Here is a 16,737-nt window from a genome sequence, read left to right as displayed (position 1 = left end):
GATTTGTTCCGGGTTGCGGCGCGGTGTCTGGAATAGCCGCGAACGCGCTCGGACGCAGTCACCCTCGCCTGCGAACCCTGAGAAACATTCTTCTGATGAAAAGCGGGATCATGCCGTTGTAGAGCCGTTTGATCTCATTGACGAAATTCGAAAGGCGCGACAACTCGTCGTCAATTCGATGCAATCTGGCCTGGCTGTCCTGGGCCACCCTGTCGAGCGAAGCGGAGGCATCAAGGATCGGTTTTGCGATTTCGGGTCCGATGGCTTTGACCTGCTCGCCAAGCTCTACCAACGACGCGACATTGCTCTCCAGCGTTTTTGTGTTTGATTGCAGCAATTCCACAAGCGCGGTCTGGTCTGGCGAAACCTGCCATCCATGAACCTCTTTCACAATGTGGGCCCATCTGCGGGGCGCAACCGAAACGCCGATTTCCTCTATCCAGCGCGCGGTTGCCAGCGACCGCTCGTCGGCAGTCGTATTCGTCTGCGCCTGTATGGCCTGATTGTAGGCCTTGAGATGCTCTTGAACGAAGTGCGAGACATCAGCCACTTCACGGAAATAGGCACAAACCTTCGCGGCATCGCCGGCATCGAACCGCGAGATCGCCTCCATCAGGTTCTCGACGGTGGTCGGCCTCGTCAGAAGACCAACCCCGAGGTTCATGCGCCGCCATGCCTCCATGTTCGCTGTATCGAGCAGGCCGGCGAAGCCACGCGCGTCGCAGACGACGACCGAACAGCCCACCGCGGCCGCTTCAAGGGCCATACGGGCGGTTGCAAAGACGATGTCGTATTCAGGCAAATCCTTTTCGAGCTGATGGGAAAAGCGTTCGGTAGCCGGACCCACCTCATCCAACGCGATATTGCTCTTCGAGCAGGCCTCACGCACCGCCTGCTGGTGTTCGAAATTCTTGGTCAGCAGCAGCGCTCTGGCGGGCCTGGAAGGTAGCGGCAGGCGCGGCTTGAAACGGTGAAGGTCGACTGCGTTGTAGATGAGGTCCAACCTGTCAGCCGGTACACCACGCGACAGGCACTTGGCCTTGCACGCTTCGTCGACCGCGATCCAGCGGCGTATCTGCGGATGAAGCATGGGAGCTTCGATCTCAAAGAAAGCGCTATGACAGGAAAACACGGCAGGCACGTCGGGAAACCGCGCCAGCGCCGTCAGGCAAGGCGTCAAATGCTGGCCATGGATGATGTCGGGCTTTTCGACAATCTCGGCAATCCGGTCCGCCACATGGTGTCCCCGTCTGCGCATTCTGTCGGCCATGTCGCCAAGTGTTGGCGCCAGCACCATGGTTTGATGACCGGCGCCGCGAAGCCCGTCGGCCAGCAATTCGACAACCACTTCGGTGCCGCTGTTATGCGATACGAACAGATTGGTGATGAGAACCCGCAAATGCCGCCTCCGGTCTGTTTCGCAACCCACCACATTGGCGGCGAGGGACAACAGATGCTAGGCAGCGTTCTTAGTTTGAAGGCATCGACCAGACAAGTTTGTACAAAATTTGCCTCGGCGCCTGCTCCAGTGTTGGGAAGCCTTTGACGGCCGATCGCCTTGGATGCAATTGAAAAACACAGATATATGCCAAAGCCTGGATTGGAGCCGTTGTTTGCCCGAAAAATTACAACATGTGCTGATCCTTGCGCATCCAGGGCATGAGCTTAGGATTCATCATTGGATTGAGCTGAGCAAACCGCGAATCTACCTTTTGACGGATGGTTCGGGCGGACGCCATTCTGCCAGAACCCAATATTCACGCGACCTCGTGGAAGCTGCCGGTGCAACCGCCGGCGCGATGTTCGGCGATATGCCTGATGCCGTCTGGTACAAGGCGCTGTTGGCTGGAGACAGCGGCTTCTTTGCCGATGTGCTGGCGAGGATCCATGCCGATCTGTCTGATATGAAGGACGTGCAGATCGTCTCGGACGCCGTCGATGGCTACAATCCAATGCACGATCTGGCCTATGCATTCGGCAATGCCATCAACCGGCTGCTGCAAAGGCCGGCTCGCAAGCAGCTTTGTTCCGCCGCGGTTCCCAATGTGCCAGGGGCTGTCGAGGTGGAAATCCAACTGGATTCGGCTGCGCGCGCCAGAAAGATGGCTGCGGTCAAAGCCTACACGCCATTGGCGGATGAAGCCCGCCAGATTCTGGATCGGGACCCGCAGGGCTTCGACCGGGAACTTCTCATCTCGCAGCACTTTGACTGGGATGCGCCGTGGACGCCGGACTGGGAGCGCATCGGCAAAGAGCGGGTGGCGAACAAAGTCTACGACAGATGCATCACCTACGAGGAAAATGTACAGCCGGTCGCGCAGCGACTGATGTCGGAAGGCGACCGAACTCACGCGCCGCGGAAAGTCCAGCGTCTGCCTTCCCGGGCCTAGCCAAGGGTCTCGACGATTGCCTGTGCTTGAAACAATGGTGAGCGCGATGGGATTCGAACCCATGACCTACTGATTAAAAGTCAGTTGCTCTACCGGCTGAGCTACGCGCTCCCGCGGGCGCGAAAGGGCGGCCCTCGAAATTGCGCGGAACATAGGGAGAGTGCCTCGACCGGTCAACCGGAAAAAGAGCATCCGCAAGCCAGACCTCGCAAGCATTCCCACTGTGGCGCCTTGCCTGCTTCGATCAACGGCACAACGCCCCTGGCAAAGCGACGGCATCACCTCTTTTCAGCTCAGCTGGCAGGCCGGAGAAACATTACAAATCAGCAACTTGGGATTTAGCGAGGAACCTTACCCCATACTGCCCGTTGTCTCGCCACAAGGGACGTCAACCACCCTTCAAGGAGAAGATCATGAACAAGATCATATCGGGTATGCTGGCGGCCACTTTGTCCGTTTCGTTTGTAGCGGCCGCGATCCCGGCCAATGCCGCTCAGATGTTCGTGCCGCAGGCACCGGAGGCCTCATCCAATATCCTGAACGTTGAAGCCCGCAACGGGGATCGGAATTTCCAATGGCGTCACAAGCGCTATGGCGACCGCAACTTCGGCGTCCGTCGCAACTTTGCCCGAAACAATGACGGCGGCGCCTACTGGAACGGTCATCGCGGCTATCGTGAGTACCATCGCGGCTATCGTCGCCATGGCGACAACTGGTTCCCGCTGGCGGCCTTCGCGACGGGCGCGCTGATTACGGGTGCGATCGTCAACAGCGAGAACAACCGGGTCCACGAAGGCAATGCGCATGTGCAGTGGTGCTACGACCGCTATCGCAGCTATCGTGCTTCGGACAACACATTCCAGCCGAACTACGGACCGCGCCAGGAGTGCCGTTCGCCTTACTGACCCCAGGTATCGGTAGCTAAGACAAGGCCCGCGTCGGAAACGGCGCGGGTCTTTCTTATGCGCTCAGCGTCCTGCGCACAGCATCGCGCCAGCCTGCCAGCTTGGCGGATCGTGTAGCGATATCCATCTCCGGCTTGAACCGCCGCTCGAGCGCCCAGCTCTTGGCGAATTCCTTCGCCTTGGGCCAGACACCAGCCTTCGAGCCGGCAAGCCAGGCTGCGCCCAGCGCGGTCGTCTCGAGGATGGTCGGGCGGTCGACCGGCGCGTCGAGTATGTCGGCCAGCCGCTTCATGGTCCAGTCCGACGCGACCATGCCGCCATCGACCCTGAGCACCGTTTTGGCAGAAGTGCCCTTCCAGTCCTTGCGCATGGCGTCGAGCAGGTCGCGGGTCTGATAGGCGACGGCCTCCAGGGCGGCGCGCGCGAACTCCGCAGGCCCGGAATTGCGGGTCAGCCCGAAAATCGCGCCGCGCGCCTCGGCGTCCCAATGCGGCGCGCCGAGACCGACAAAGGCCGGCACCAGATAGACGTTTTGCGTCGGGTCGGCTTCATCAGCCAGTTTGCCGCTTTGCTCGGCCTTGCCGATCACCTTGATGCCGTCGCGCAACCATTGCACGGCAGCGCCGGCGATGAAGATCGAGCCCTCCAGCGCATAGGTGGTCTTGCCGTTCAGCCGATAGGCGATGGTAGTCAAGAGCCGGTTCTTCGAACGCACCAGATCGCCCCCGGTGTTGAGCAGCGCGAAGCAGCCGGTGCCATAGGTGGATTTCATCATGCCCGGCTCGAAGCAGGCCTGGCCGATGGTCGCGGCGTGCTGATCGCCGGCAACGCCGAGGATCCTTATCTCGGCGCCAAACAGATTTTTCTCGGTCACTCCATAGTCATCGGCGCAGTCCTTGACCTCCGGCAGCATTTTCACTGGAATGTTGAGAATGGCCAAAAGCTCGTCGTCCCAGGCATTTTCCGCGATGTTGTAGACCAGCGTGCGCGAGGCGTTGGTGGCGTCGGTGGCGTGGACCTTGCCGCCGGTCAGCCGCCAGATCAGAAAACTGTCGATGGTACCGGCCAGCAATTCGCCTTTCTCTGCGCGTTTCCTGGCGCCCTTCACCTTGTCGAGCATCCAGGCGATCTTGGTGCCCGAGAAATAAGGATCGAGCAGCAGGCCGGTCTTGTGCGTGAACTTCTTCTCCAGTCCCTGCTTCTTCAGTTTCTGGCAGAGCGGCGCGGTGCGGCGGTCCTGCCAGACGATGGCGTTGTGGATCGGCTTGCCGGTCGCCCTGTCCCAGATGACGACGGTCTCACGCTGGTTGGTGATGCCGATGGCCGCGACATCGGATGCTTCGCGGCCAGCATTCTTCAGCGCAGCCTTCACGGTCGTCACGACGCTTGCCCAGATCTCTTCCGGGTCGTGCTCGACCCAGCCGGAGGCCGGATAGTGCTGGCCGAATTCCTGCTGGCCTGTGCCTGCAACCTTCATCTTGTCGTCGAACAGGATCGCCCGGGTCGATGTCGTTCCCTGGTCGATTGCGAGCACAAAACCGCTCATTGCATCCTCCGCCTTCACAAAACAGGGGAGACGGCAACATGCCGCCTCCCCCAATTTCACACGGGCGCGAGCGCCCGCATAGGGCAGTCTTACTTCTGCCAGCTCTTCACCAGTTCGTCGTAGTTGATGGTGATCGGCTTGTCCTTCTCCTTCTCAAGCTTCAGCTGAGGCGCCAGATTGCCGCCATTGACCGCGTCGGCGTTCCAGTAGGCAAGGTCGTGCTCTTCGGCCATCTTCGGTCCGATGTCGCCCTGGACACCGGATTTCTCGATACGTGCCATGACTTTTTCCTGATCGGCGCAGAGCGAATCCATGGCTTCCTGCGGTGTCTTGGCACCAGACGAGGCGTCACCGATGTTCTGCCACCAGAGCTGCGCCAGCTTCGGATAGTCCGGCACGTTGGTACCGGTCGGCGTCCACTGCACACGGGCCGGCGAGCGATAGAACTCGATCAGACCGCCGAGCTTCGGCGCACGTTCGGTGAAGCTCTTGTCATGGATGGTGGAGTCGCGAATGAAGGTCAGGCCAACCTGGCTCTTCTTCACATCGACGGTCTTCGAGGTGACGAACTGCGCATAAAGCCAGGCGGCCTTGGCGCGGTCGGTCGGCGTCGACTTCATCAGCGTCCAGGAACCGACGTCCTGATAGCCGAGCTTCATGCCGTCCTTCCAGTAGGAGCCGTGCGGAGACGGCGCCATGCGCCACTTCGGCGTGCCGTCGTCGTTCATGACCGGCAGGCCAGGCTTGACCATGTCGGCGGTGAACGCGGTGTACCAGAAGATCTGCTGGGCAACATTGCCTTGCGACGGCACGGGGCCGGATTCGGAGAAGGTCATGCCCTGGGCTTCCGGCGGCGCATAGGCTTTCAGCCAATCAAGATACTTCTGGATGGCATAGACCGATGCCGGTCCATTGGTGTCGCCGCCGCGCGCGGTGCAGGAGCCGACAGGCCGCGAATTCGCATCGACCTTGATGCCCCATTCGTCGACCGGCACACCGTTCGGCAGGCCCTTGTCGCCATTGCCGGCCATCGACAGCCAGGCATCGGTGAACCGCCAGCCGAGCGACGGATCCTTCTTGCCGTAGTCCATGTGGCCATAGACCTTCTTGCCGTTGACGTCGCGGCCAGTGAAGAATTCGGCGATGTCCTCATAGGCCGACCAGTTGACCGGCACGCCGAGATCGTAGCCGTACTTGGCCTTGAAGTCGGCCTTGTTCTTCTCGTCGTTGAACCAGTCGTAACGGAACCAGTAGAGGTTCGCGAACTGCTGGTCGGGCAGCTGGTAGAGCTTCTTGTCCGGCGCGGTGGTGAACTTCGTGCCGATGAAGTCGTCGACGTCGAGCATCGGATCGGTAACGTCTTTGCCTTCGCCCGCCATCCAGTCGGTCAAATTGCGCACCTGCTGGTAACGCCAGTGGGTGCCGATCAGGTCGGAATCGTTGACCCAGCCGTCATAGATGTTCTGGCCGGTCTGCATCTGGGTCTGGATCTTCTCGACGACGTCGCCTTCCTGGATGACGTCATGCGTGACCTTGATGCCGGTGATGGCGGTAAAGGCCGGTGCCAGCACCTGAGACTCGTACTGGTGGGTGGTCAAGGTTTCCGACACGACTTTGATTTCCATGCCGGCGAAGGGCTTGGCCGCGTCGATGAACCACTGCATTTGCTTTTCCTGGTCGGCGCGGGAAAGCGTCGACACGCCGCCTATCTCTTTGTCCAGAAAGGCTTTTGCCTCATCCATCCCGGCGTAGGCATTGCCCGCGCCGAGCAACAGGACAAGGGCCGTCGTTGATGTTAAAAATTGCCGTCGCATGTGTTTCCTCCACTGTTTCAGGTTTCAAGTGCGATCTGGAGCGGTCGCCGGCACGCGGCCGCTCCAACAGTTTCCCCCTCTATACGTAGCGGAACACGCCAATGGCGTAGACCACGGAGAGAGCGAGAGCCCACCACAGGTTGGATCCAACGAGACCCAACCAAGCGAGATGAATAAAGGCGCTGCCAAGCAGCGACAGGAAAAGACGATCGCCGCGCGTCGTCTCGAAGCGCAGGATGCCGACGCGGGGATTGCCGCCCGGCGAGGCGTATTCCCACGCCGCCATGCCGCACAGCAACAGCAGGACGGTCGCGAAGAAGGCCGCCGTCGGCCACGTCCACGCCATCCAGGAGAGGTCTAGGTTCATGATCACACCCTCCCCAGGGCAAAGCCCTTGGCGATATAATTTCGCACGAACCAGATGACGAGCGCGCCGGGGATCAGCGTCAGCACGCCGGCGGCGGCGAGCAGGCCCCAGTCCATGCCCGCGGCCGAAACGGTGCGCGTCATCGTGGCGGCAATCGGCTTGGCGTCGGTGGTCGTCAGCGTGCGTGCGATCAGCAATTCGACCCAAGAGAACATGAAGCAGAAGAAGCAGGCCACACCGATGCCGCTCGCGATCAGCGGCATGAAGATCTTTACGAAGAAGCGCGGGAAGGAATAGCCGTCGATATAGGCGGTCTCGTCGATTTCCTTCGGCACGCCCGACATGAAGCCCTCGAGGATCCACACCGCCAAGGGCACGTTGAACAGGCAATGCGCCAGCGCCACCGCGATATGCGTGTCGATCAGCCCGAAGGCCGAGTAGAGTTGGAAGAACGGCAGTGCGAACACCGCCGGCGGCGCCATGCGGTTGGTCAGCAGCCAGAAGAACAGATGTTTGTCGCCAAGGAAGCGGTAGCGCGAGAAGGCATAGGCCGCCGGCAGCGCCACCGATACCGAAATCACCATGTTCATCACCACATAGGTGATCGAATTGATGTAGCCGGAGTACCAGGCTTTCTCGGTGAAGATGGTGACGTAATTGGCGATTGTCGGCGCGTGCGGGTAGAGCGTCATCGAGTTGACGATCTCGGCATTGGTCTTGAAGCTCATATTGATGAGCCAGTAGATCGGCAGCAAAAGTACGATGATGTAGAGCGTCGGCACGATCCACCACCAGCGCGATTCCTCGCCGCGCCGGCGCATGCGCCTGTCGAGATCGCTCTGCGACAGCGTACCGGCGAGACTTTCCGAGGCAGTCCCGTTCATCGCATTGCGCTCGGTTCGTTCATTGGCGCCAGCCATTTCAGCGCTCCGCGTCGTAGTTGGTCATCACGGTGTAGAACACCCACGACAACAACAGGATGATGAGGAAGTAGACGAGCGACATGGCCGCTGCCGGACCAAGGTCGAACTGGCCGAGGGCCGTCTTGACGAGGTCGATCGACAGGAAGGTCGTCGAGTTGCCCGGCCCGCCGCCGGTGACGACGAAGGGTTCGGTGTAGATCATGAAACTGTCCATGAAGCGCAGCAGCACGGCGATCAGAAGCACGCGCTGCATCTTCGGCAGCTGGATGTAGCGGAACACCGCCCAGCGCGAGGCCCCGTCGATCTTGGCCGCCTGGTAGAAGGCATCCGGGATCGAGACCAGTCCGGCGTAGCAGAGCAGCACCACGAGGCTGGTCCAGTGCCAGACATCCATGACGATGATCGTCACCCAGGCATCGAACGGATCCTGCACGTAATTGTAGTCGATGCCGAGCGCGTTGAGGTAATAGCCCATCAGCCCGATGTCGTTGCGTCCGAACACCTGCCAGATGGTGCCGACGACGTTCCACGGAATGAGCAGCGGCAGTGACATCAGCACAAGGCAGACCGGCACGCCCCAGCCCTTCTTCGGCATGTTGAGCGCGATGAAGATGCCGAGCGGCACCTCGATCGCCAGGATGATGAAGGAAAAGATCAGGTTGCGGACCATCGCCTCCCAGAAGCGGCTGGACGACAGCAGTTCCTCGAACCACTCGGTGCCGGCCCAGGTGAAGACATTGTTGCCGAACGTGTCCTGCACCGAATAGTTGACCACCGTCATCAGCGGGATGACGGCGGTGAATGCCACCAGCACCAGCACCGGCAGCACGAGGAACCAGGCCTTGTTGTTCCAGGTCTTGTCCATCTATGCCCCCATCTCGACGCGCCAGGAATCGGCATAGATGTTGATGCCGGCCGGATCGAACCGCACCTTCGGTTCGGCTGGCACGGTCTCGTCCTCGCCGATGACGGCAGCGATGTCGCGCCCCTCTAGCTTGGCGCGAACCACCTTGTGGCGGCCGAGATCCTCGACCTTGCTGATCGAGACGGCCATGCCGTCGCGGCCAAGCCGCACATATTCGGGGCGGATGCCGAGTTCGACAGCGCCGGCGGCTTTGGGCGCGCCCGGCAGGTCGATCCGCTGCGAGCCGAGCGTCGCCGTCTTGCCGTCGATCGCCACCGGCATGACGTTCATGCCCGGCGAGCCGATGAAATAGCCGACAAAGGTATGGCGCGGCCGCTCGAACAGTTCCGCCGGCGTGCCGATCTGCACGATGCCGCCATCATACATGACCACGACCTGGTCGGCGAAGGTCAGCGCCTCCGTCTGGTCATGGGTGACGTAGACCATGGTATAGCCGAAGCGGCGATGCAGCAGCTTCAATTGCGAGCGCAGCACCCACTTCATATGCGGGTCGATGACGGTCAATGGCTCGTCGAACAGGATGGCGTTGACGTCGGAGCGCACCAGGCCGCGGCCGAGCGAGATTTTCTGCTTCTGGTCGGCAGTCAGGCCCCTCGCCTTCTTCTTGGCCCAGGACGCCAGGTCGATCATCTCCAGCGTCTCGCGCACCTTGCGGTCGACATCGGCCTCCGGCACGCCGCGGTTGCGCAGCGGGAAGGCCAGATTGTCGTAGACGGTCATGGTGTCGTAGATGACCGGAAACTGGAACACCTGCGCGATGTTGCGTTCCTGCGTCGACAGATTGGTCACGTCCCTGCCGTTGAACAGCAACTGGCCGTGCGAGGGGTGCAGCAGGCCCGAAATGATGTTGAGCAGCGTGGTCTTGCCGCAGCCGGATGGACCGAGCAGCGCATAGGCGCCGCCATCCTCGAATGTGTGGTGCACTTCCCTGAGCGCGAAATCGGCATCCTTCTGCGGGTTCGGCAGGTAGGAATGCCTGACATGGTTGACGTCGATGCGCGCCATATCGCTCTCCTCAAGCCGCCAGCTTCGGCGCGGTCACGGCGCGGCCGTGCTCGTCGAAGACCATGATGTGACGCGGATCGATAAACACCTCGACCACTTCGTCGGTCTCGAAATCCCTGATGCCGTGGGTCAGCATGACCCAGCGCACGTCGGCAAAATCGAGATGGATGAAGCTCTCCGACCCGGTGATTTCCGTGATGGTGACCTTGGCCCGCACAGGCACGGCGCCGGCGTTGGGCCGTTCGAGCGACAGATGGTGCGGCTGGAAGCCGATCGTGTAATTGCCGTCGGCGATGCCGACGAGTTCGGGCGGCACCGGCAGCTTCACCCCGCCTTCGAGCAGGAAGTCGACGCCCTTCTTGGCCAGCACGATGGTGTTGAGCGGCGGATCAGCGAAGGTCCTGGCCGTCACCAGGTCGACCGGCTTGCGGAAGACGTCGATGGTCGGTCCGAACTGCGTGATGCGGCCTTCCGACAGCGTTGCCGTATTGCCGCCGAGCAGCAGCGCCTCGTGCGGTTCGGTCGTGGCGTAGACGAAGATGGTGCCGGCGGCGGCGAAGATCCTCGGCAGTTCGGCCCGCAACTCCTCGCGCAATTTGTAGTCGAGATTGGCGAGCGGCTCGTCGAGCAGCACCAGGCTGGCATTCTTGACGATGGCGCGCGCCAGCGCGGTGCGCTGCTGCTGGCCGCCCGACAGGCTGAGCGGCGTGCGGTCGAGATAGGGCGTCAGCTTCAGCAGCGCCGCGGCCTCGCGCACCTGGCTGTCGATCTTGCCTTGCTCCCCGCCGGCCACCCGGAGCGGCGAAGCGATGTTCTCATAGACTGTCATCGCCGGATAGTTGATGAACTGCTGGTAGACCATAGCGATCTTGCGCTTCTGCACCGGCATGCCGGTGACATCGTGGCCGTCGAACCAGACCGAGCCGGAGGTCGGCACATCGAGACCTGCCATCAGCCGCATCAGGCTGGTCTTGCCGGAAAGCGTCGGCCCGAGCAGGACGTTGAGCGAGCCATGCTGAAGCGTCAGCGAGACATCGCGTACGTGCTCGACCGCACCGACCGTCTTGGTGACGTTCCTCAGTTCAAGCATGACGCCTCCTCCCAGGCTTTCCGCATCAGCTCAAGACCCCTCTTCATTCGGCGGCCGCGACATGCCGCCGGCTTATGCCGCGCATGAATTCATCGAGTGCCGCCACCTGCTCGCGGTTGAGATGCAGGCCGCGCTTGGTGCGGCGCCACAGTACATCCTCTGATGTGACGGCCCATTCATTTTCAACGAGATAGCGCACTTCGGCCTCATAGAGATCGCCGCCGAAATTGCGGCCTAGCTCGGCATTCGACTTGGCAAGACCAAGCAGACGCTGAGCCCGCGTCCCGTAAAGCCGGGTCAGCCGGCGGGCGAGACGCGCATCGAGGAAAGGATAGGCTGTCTTAAGCTTCGCCACTTGCGCGTCGAACCCGGTCGCCGGGAAATCGCCGCCCGGCAACGGCGCGTCCGATGTCCACGGCTTGCCGCGCTTGCCGAGAAAACCTTCGATCTTCTCCAGCATCGATTCCGACAGCCGGCGGTAGGTGGTGATCTTGCCGCCGAACGCATTGACGATCGGAGCTGCACCCTCGCCGCCATCGGCCTTCAGCACATAGTCGCGCGTCGCTTCCTGCGCCTTGGAGGCGCCGTCGTCATAGAGCGGGCGCACGGCCGAATAGGTCCAGACGATGTCGGAGCGCTTGACGGGTTGCGCGAAATACTCGCTGGCCGCGGCGCAGAGATAATCGATCTCGGTGTCGCTGATCTTCACATCGTGCGGATCGCCGGGATAATCCCGGTCGGTGGTGCCGATCAGCGTGAACTCGTCCTCGTAGGGAATGGCGAAAATGATGCGGCCATCCTTGTTCTGGAAGAAATAGGCGCGCGGATCGTCGAACTTCTTGGCGATGACGATATGGCTGCCCTGCACCAGGCGGACATTGTGCACATCGTTGAGGCCGACGACACCGGAAAGCACATGATCGACCCACGGTCCGGCGGCATTGACCAGCAGCCGCGCCTTGATCTCTTCCGTCTCGCCGCTCTGCAGGTTCTCGATCTTGATTGTCCAAAGGCCGTTTTCGCGACGCGCGCCGACCACCTTCGTGCGGGTCCGGATCGTTGCACCGCGATCAGCGGCATCGCGTGCGTTCAGCGCCACCAGCCGCGCATCGTTGACCCAGCCGTCGGAATATTCGAACGCCTTTTTGAACAACGGCTTCAAAGGCTTGCCCGCCGGATCGCTCGCCATGTCGAGCGTCCTGGTCGCCGGCAGCAATTTGCGCCCGCCAATGTGGTCGTACAGGAACAGGCCGAGCCTGATCAGCCAGGCCGGGCGCAGCCCCTTGGCATAGGGCAGCACGAAGCGCATCGGCCAGATGATGTGCGGCGCGTTCTTCCACAGAACCTCGCGCTCCATCAGCGCCTCGCGCACCAGGCGGAACTCGTAGAATTCGAGATAGCGCAGGCCGCCATGGATCAGCTTGGTGGAACCGGAGGAGGTTCCGCTGGCGAGGTCGTTCATCTCGGCGAGAAAAACCGAAAACCCGCGCCCAACGGCATCGCGGGCTATGCCGCAACCGTTGATACCGCCACCTATGACGAAAATATCCCGGACTGAAGACGTGTCCACTTAACTCCTCCACGATTTCGCATTGCACCATTTTTGGTCTTTTGCGAAACCGTGGCGGAATTATTTCGAACTCATAACGAATGTCAAACGAAATATAACAAACCCGTGAGACGATCGTGAAAGGGCCTCACCCCAGCGACGTCTCGATCAGCTGAACCTCGGCCTCCTGGCAGATCTTGCGCACCGAGGGGATGTCGCAGCGGTCGGTGATGAAGGTGTTGACCTGCGACAGGTGACCGATACGCACCGGCGCCGTGCGCTCGAACTTGGTCTGGTCAGAGACCAGAATCACATGCCTGGCATTGGCAATGATCGCCTGCGCCACCTTCACCTCGCGAAAATCGAAGTCGAGCAAGGCGCCGTCATGGTCGATGGCCGAGGCGCCGATAACGGCGTAGTCGACCTTGAACTGCCTGATGAAATCGACCGCTGCCTCGCCGACGACGCCACCATCGGAACCGCGCACCACCCCGCCCGCAATCACCACCTCGATCGAAGGATATATACGCATCCTATTGGCAACATTGATATTATTGGTGATCACCATCAGGCCGTTGTGGTCGAGCAACGCCTTGCTGACCGCTTCCGTCGTGGTGCCGATGTTGATGAACAGCGAGGCGTTGTCGGGGATCAGCCTTGCCGCCGCGCGGCCGATCGCCTCCTTCTCGTCCGCGGCGATCTTGCGCCTCGCCTCATACTCCATGTTTTCGATACCGGACGGGAACAATGCGCCGCCATGGATGCGCGAAAGCAGACGTTGGTCGCAGAGATCGTTGAGATCCTTGCGAATGGTCTGCGGCGTCACGTTGAAATGCGTGGCCAGATCGTCGACCAGCACGCGGCCATGGTCCTTGGCCATCTGGATGATCTCGGCATGGCGTGGCGACAGATACATGGGCGACCTCCCGTTTTCGTTTTTCTTGTCTATAGCCGAAAACGAAAGCAATGAAAAGGCATAAGCCGGCTAATGGAAATCACCTGATTGCAAAGGCGAACTCCAGCGCAATCCAGTATTGGCCGGTCAGACCATGCCGCGCGCGATTTCGGTGATGACGGCAAAAGCCGCATCGACATCGCTAGCGGTCGCCTCGAACTGGCCGACCTGGAAGCGGATTGCCACCTGCCCGTCGACCCTCGTCTGCGTCAGGTAAATGCGGCCATCGTCGTTGATCGCATTGACCAGCCGCAGATTGTGCGCGTCGGCATCGGCGCTCGGGGGCGCCCTGTGCCGGAACGAAAACAGCGACAGCATCGGTTCGCTGACGATCTCGAAATCCGGCTCCCTTGCCAGCCGCGCGGCAATACCCTCGCTCCAGGTGACATGGTTGCGGATCATGGCGCGCAGGTTTTCCAGCCCGTGGGCGCGCAGCAGGAACCACAGTTTCAGGGCGCGGAAGCGCCGGCCGAGCGGCACCGACCATTCGGAATAGTTGATGATGCCGTCACGGCCATGCGTCTTCAGGAATTCGGGCTTGATCGCCAGGGTGCGAACAAGATCCTCCGGCTGGCGGATGAACTGCATCGAGCAATCGAATTGGGCGCCGAGCCATTTATGCGGGTTGAAGACGATGGAATCGGCCAGTTCGACACCGGCCCAGAAATGGCGAAATTCGGGGCAGATCATCGCCGATCCGGCCCAGGCGGCGTCGACATGCAGATAGAGCCCGTGGCGTTTGGCCACCGCGGCGACAGCAGCGACATCGTCGGTGCCGCCCGTGCTGGTACCGCCAACGCTGGCGATGATGCCGGCGGGCAGCATGCCGGCCTCGCGATCGGCGACAATCGCCGCCTCGAGTGCTGCCGCATCCATGGCGCGAAAGCGGCCATCGACGGGAATGCGCACAAGATTGTCTTCGCCGATGCCCGACACCCAGATCGCCCGGTCGATCGACGTGTGCACCTGATCCGAGGAATAGATGCGCAGCCGCCCCTGCCCGGCCAACCCCTTTTTGTTGCCTTGCCAATCCAGCGCCCGCTCGCGCATGGTCAGCACGGCATTGAGTGTCGCCGACGAGGCCGAATCCTGGATGACGCCGGAAAATCCTTCGGGAAGGCCAAGTGCCTGGCGCATCCAGTCGACGGTGCGGGTCTCGAGTTCGGTCGCCGCCGGCGAGGTCTGCCAAAGCATGCACTGCGCGGCCATTGCGGAGACGAGATACTCAGCCACCACCGAAACCGGCGCCGCATTGGCCGGGAAATAGGCGAAGAAGCGCGGGTGCTGCCAATGCGTCATGCCCGGCACGATCTTCTCTTCGAAGTCGGCGAAGATCCTGTCCATCGGCTCGGCGTCTTCGGGCGGCGAGGCTTCAATGCTCCTGAAAATGTCGCCCGGCTCAACCAGCGGCCGCACCGGCCGGTCGCGCAATGAATTGCGATAATCGGCGCCCCAGTCGGCGGCACGCCGCGACCACTGCCGGAACTCGTCATTGTTCATCCTGTCCTCCCGACACGAATGCAATGCCGGCACTCTTCGCCCGGCTCTTAGATTCATCAATAATTAACATGTGAAATAGATGCAAGCGCCGGCAGCTACCGCAAGCGCCCTAAAGCGCATCGCTTGATCGGATCCAAGCGATGCGCTTTAGATCCTTGTTCTTGTGCATGTCGTTCCCCCGAAACCGGGACTTTTGGGCGACATACATCACCCCGGAAAATCCGGCAGGCTGGCAAAGGCGCTCTTCAGCGCATTCGACCAGCCATCGGAGATGGTGCGATAATATTGGTCGTCCTGGCCGATCCGCTTCTTCAGGCCGACCTTGAAGGAATCCTTCTCCAGGAACAGCAGGTCGAGCGGCAAGCCGACCGACAGGTTCGACTTGAGTGTCGAATCGAACGACACCAGAAGCAGCTTCACCGTCTCGGCAAGGCTCATCGTGCGCTCATAGGCGCGGATGATGATCGGCTTGCCGTACTTGGTCTCGCCGATCTGGAAGAACGGCGTGTCGTCGGTCGATTCGATGAAGTTGCCCTCGGGATAGATCATGAACAGCCGCGGCGGACTGCCCAGGATCTGGCCGCCCAGGATGAAGGAGGCGTTGAAATAAGAATCGGCCTTCTCGCCGGCGGGTGATGCCTGCGCGATCACCTCTTTCACCGTATCACCGACCAGCCGCACCGTCTGGTACATCGATGGCGTTTCGAGCAGTTTCTCGTGGCGGTCGGTCACCGCTTTGGTGCGCTCGTCAAGCAGGCTGACGACGGCCTGAGTCGTCGCCAGATTGCCGGCCGACATCAAGACGATGACGCGCTCGCCGGGCTGTTCCCAGACATGCATCTTCTTGAAGGTCGAGATCGAATCCATGCCGGCATTGGTGCGCGTGTCCGACATGAACACGAGCCCGCGATCGATCTTCAGGCCGACGCAATAGGTCATGGAATCTCTTCTGGCACTAATCCTTGCCGGATTACTGCTCTACCGTGACGGTGACCGCAAGCCGTTCTTGCGCCTGTCCCAGTCGAATTCCCGACACCGGTGAGGCGTCGCGGTAGTCGCGGCCGGTTGCCACCTTCACATAGCGTTCGTCGGGAGAAATACCGTTGGCGGGATCGAAGGCAACCCAGCCGAGACCCGGAACATGCGCTTCGGCCCAGGCATGGCTTGCCGCCTGCTCGACAGAATCCATCATCAGATAGCCAGAAACGTAGCGCGACGGAAATCCCATGGCGCGCGCGGCGGCGGCAAAGATATGGCTATGGTCCTGGCAAACCCCGGTCTTCAGCGCCAGCGCCTCTTCGGCCGGTGTGGCCGCATTTGTGGTGCCTGGCGTGTAGGCGACGCGCTCGCCGATCATGGCCATCAGCCGGTGCAGCCTTTCGATGTCGGTTCCCGGGCCGACCGCTTCGGCTAGCTTACGGATGCCGCCACCGATGGTGGTCAAGGGCGTTTCCTGCGCGAACAGCCACAGCGGCGCAAAGCCCTGATGCGACCCGCAAACGCCTGACGTATCGCGCGTCACCACCTCGCCGGACGCCTCGACCGTGATGAAATCGTGGTCGCCCTCGACACTCAGCAGTCTTGTGTCGTTGCCGTAGTGATCGGTAAACCGCACTTCCTCGCGCGCTCCTTCGACCTTCAGCGACCAGGCCAGCACCGTCTGCGTCTGCCCGCTCACCGGTAGCAGCCGCAGCCGCTGCAGCAGATATTGCACCGGCGCATCGTAGCGGTATTCGGTCCGGTGGGTGATCTTGAGCCTCATGGCTTC

General features: G+C 61.2%; 15 protein-coding genes and 1 tRNA gene. 2 read left to right on the top strand and 14 right to left on the bottom strand.

The window, feature by feature from the left end:
* Nucleotides 1-58: 58 nt before the first annotated feature.
* Complete coding sequence (locus tag JG747_RS20475) at nucleotides 59-1,399, bottom strand: glycosyltransferase (RefSeq protein WP_244748164.1); 1,341 nt, start codon at nucleotides 1,397-1,399, stop codon at nucleotides 59-61.
* 163 nt (nucleotides 1,400-1,562) lie between these two features.
* On the opposite strand from JG747_RS20475, the gene JG747_RS20470 reads away from it, so the two are divergent.
* Entirely contained in the window at nucleotides 1,563-2,390 is an 828-nt protein-coding gene (locus tag JG747_RS20470) for a hypothetical protein (protein WP_202359904.1), read from the top strand.
* A 35-nt stretch (nucleotides 2,391-2,425) separates the two neighbouring features.
* Here the strand turns inward: JG747_RS20470 and JG747_RS20465 are convergent.
* A tRNA-Lys gene (locus tag JG747_RS20465) sits at nucleotides 2,426-2,501 on the bottom strand.
* A 302-nt stretch (nucleotides 2,502-2,803) separates the two neighbouring features.
* On the opposite strand from JG747_RS20465, the gene JG747_RS20460 reads away from it, so the two are divergent.
* Nucleotides 2,804-3,295: a BA14K family protein gene (locus tag JG747_RS20460; RefSeq protein ID WP_202359903.1), complete on the top strand. Its 492-nt coding sequence runs from the start codon at nucleotides 2,804-2,806 to the stop codon at nucleotides 3,293-3,295.
* Between the two features lie 55 nt (nucleotides 3,296-3,350).
* Here JG747_RS20460 and glpK read toward each other — a convergent pair whose 3' ends face one another.
* The 12 genes from glpK to JG747_RS20400 form a co-directional block, all read right to left on the bottom strand.
* On the bottom strand, nucleotides 3,351-4,841 hold the full coding sequence (gene glpK, locus JG747_RS20455) for a glycerol kinase GlpK (protein ID WP_202359902.1): 1,491 nt from the start codon (nucleotides 4,839-4,841) through the stop codon (nucleotides 3,351-3,353).
* A gap of 89 nt (nucleotides 4,842-4,930) precedes the next feature.
* Entirely contained in the window at nucleotides 4,931-6,655 is a 1,725-nt protein-coding gene (locus JG747_RS20450) for an ABC transporter substrate-binding protein (RefSeq protein ID WP_202359901.1), read from the bottom strand.
* Nucleotides 6,656-6,734: 79 nt separating this feature from the next.
* Entirely contained in the window at nucleotides 6,735-7,022 is a 288-nt protein-coding gene (locus JG747_RS20445; protein WP_038652733.1) for a DUF2160 domain-containing protein, read from the bottom strand.
* Between the two features lie 2 nt (nucleotides 7,023-7,024).
* Nucleotides 7,025-7,906 carry a carbohydrate ABC transporter permease gene (locus JG747_RS20440; RefSeq protein ID WP_394811856.1) on the bottom strand — a complete coding sequence of 294 codons (882 nt, stop codon included), beginning with the start codon at nucleotides 7,904-7,906 and terminating at the stop codon, nucleotides 7,025-7,027.
* Between the two features lie 37 nt (nucleotides 7,907-7,943).
* Nucleotides 7,944-8,810 carry a carbohydrate ABC transporter permease gene (locus tag JG747_RS20435; protein WP_019858264.1) on the bottom strand — a complete coding sequence of 289 codons (867 nt, stop codon included), beginning with the start codon at nucleotides 8,808-8,810 and terminating at the stop codon, nucleotides 7,944-7,946.
* Nucleotides 8,811-9,875: an ABC transporter ATP-binding protein gene (locus tag JG747_RS20430; RefSeq protein WP_202359900.1), complete on the bottom strand. Its 1,065-nt coding sequence runs from the start codon at nucleotides 9,873-9,875 to the stop codon at nucleotides 8,811-8,813.
* Nucleotides 9,876-9,885: 10 nt separating this feature from the next.
* Nucleotides 9,886-10,965, bottom strand: a complete 1,080-nt coding sequence (locus JG747_RS20425) for an ABC transporter ATP-binding protein (RefSeq protein WP_019858266.1) — start codon at nucleotides 10,963-10,965, stop codon at nucleotides 9,886-9,888.
* 43 nt (nucleotides 10,966-11,008) lie between these two features.
* Nucleotides 11,009-12,535, bottom strand: a complete 1,527-nt coding sequence (glpD, locus tag JG747_RS20420) for a glycerol-3-phosphate dehydrogenase (RefSeq protein ID WP_019858268.1) — start codon at nucleotides 12,533-12,535, stop codon at nucleotides 11,009-11,011.
* Nucleotides 12,536-12,662: 127 nt separating this feature from the next.
* A complete protein-coding gene (locus JG747_RS20415; RefSeq protein ID WP_010909603.1) occupies nucleotides 12,663-13,430 on the bottom strand; it encodes a DeoR/GlpR family DNA-binding transcription regulator in 768 nt (255 codons plus the stop codon).
* Between the two features lie 126 nt (nucleotides 13,431-13,556).
* On the bottom strand, nucleotides 13,557-14,969 hold the full coding sequence (locus JG747_RS20410; RefSeq protein ID WP_069092216.1) for a pyridoxal phosphate-dependent decarboxylase family protein: 1,413 nt from the start codon (nucleotides 14,967-14,969) through the stop codon (nucleotides 13,557-13,559).
* A 207-nt stretch (nucleotides 14,970-15,176) separates the two neighbouring features.
* A complete protein-coding gene (locus JG747_RS20405; protein ID WP_019858273.1) occupies nucleotides 15,177-15,908 on the bottom strand; it encodes a peptidase in 732 nt (243 codons plus the stop codon).
* A gap of 31 nt (nucleotides 15,909-15,939) precedes the next feature.
* Nucleotides 15,940-16,731 carry a transglutaminase family protein gene (locus JG747_RS20400; RefSeq protein WP_069092217.1) on the bottom strand — a complete coding sequence of 264 codons (792 nt, stop codon included), beginning with the start codon at nucleotides 16,729-16,731 and terminating at the stop codon, nucleotides 15,940-15,942.
* Nucleotides 16,732-16,737 lie beyond the last annotated feature (6 nt).

This window comes from Mesorhizobium sp. 131-3-5, from assembly GCF_016756575.1.
In the GTDB taxonomy this organism is placed as follows: Bacteria; Pseudomonadota; Alphaproteobacteria; order Rhizobiales; family Rhizobiaceae; genus Mesorhizobium; species Mesorhizobium jarvisii.
This window is presented reverse-complemented; position numbering and strand designations above follow the sequence as displayed.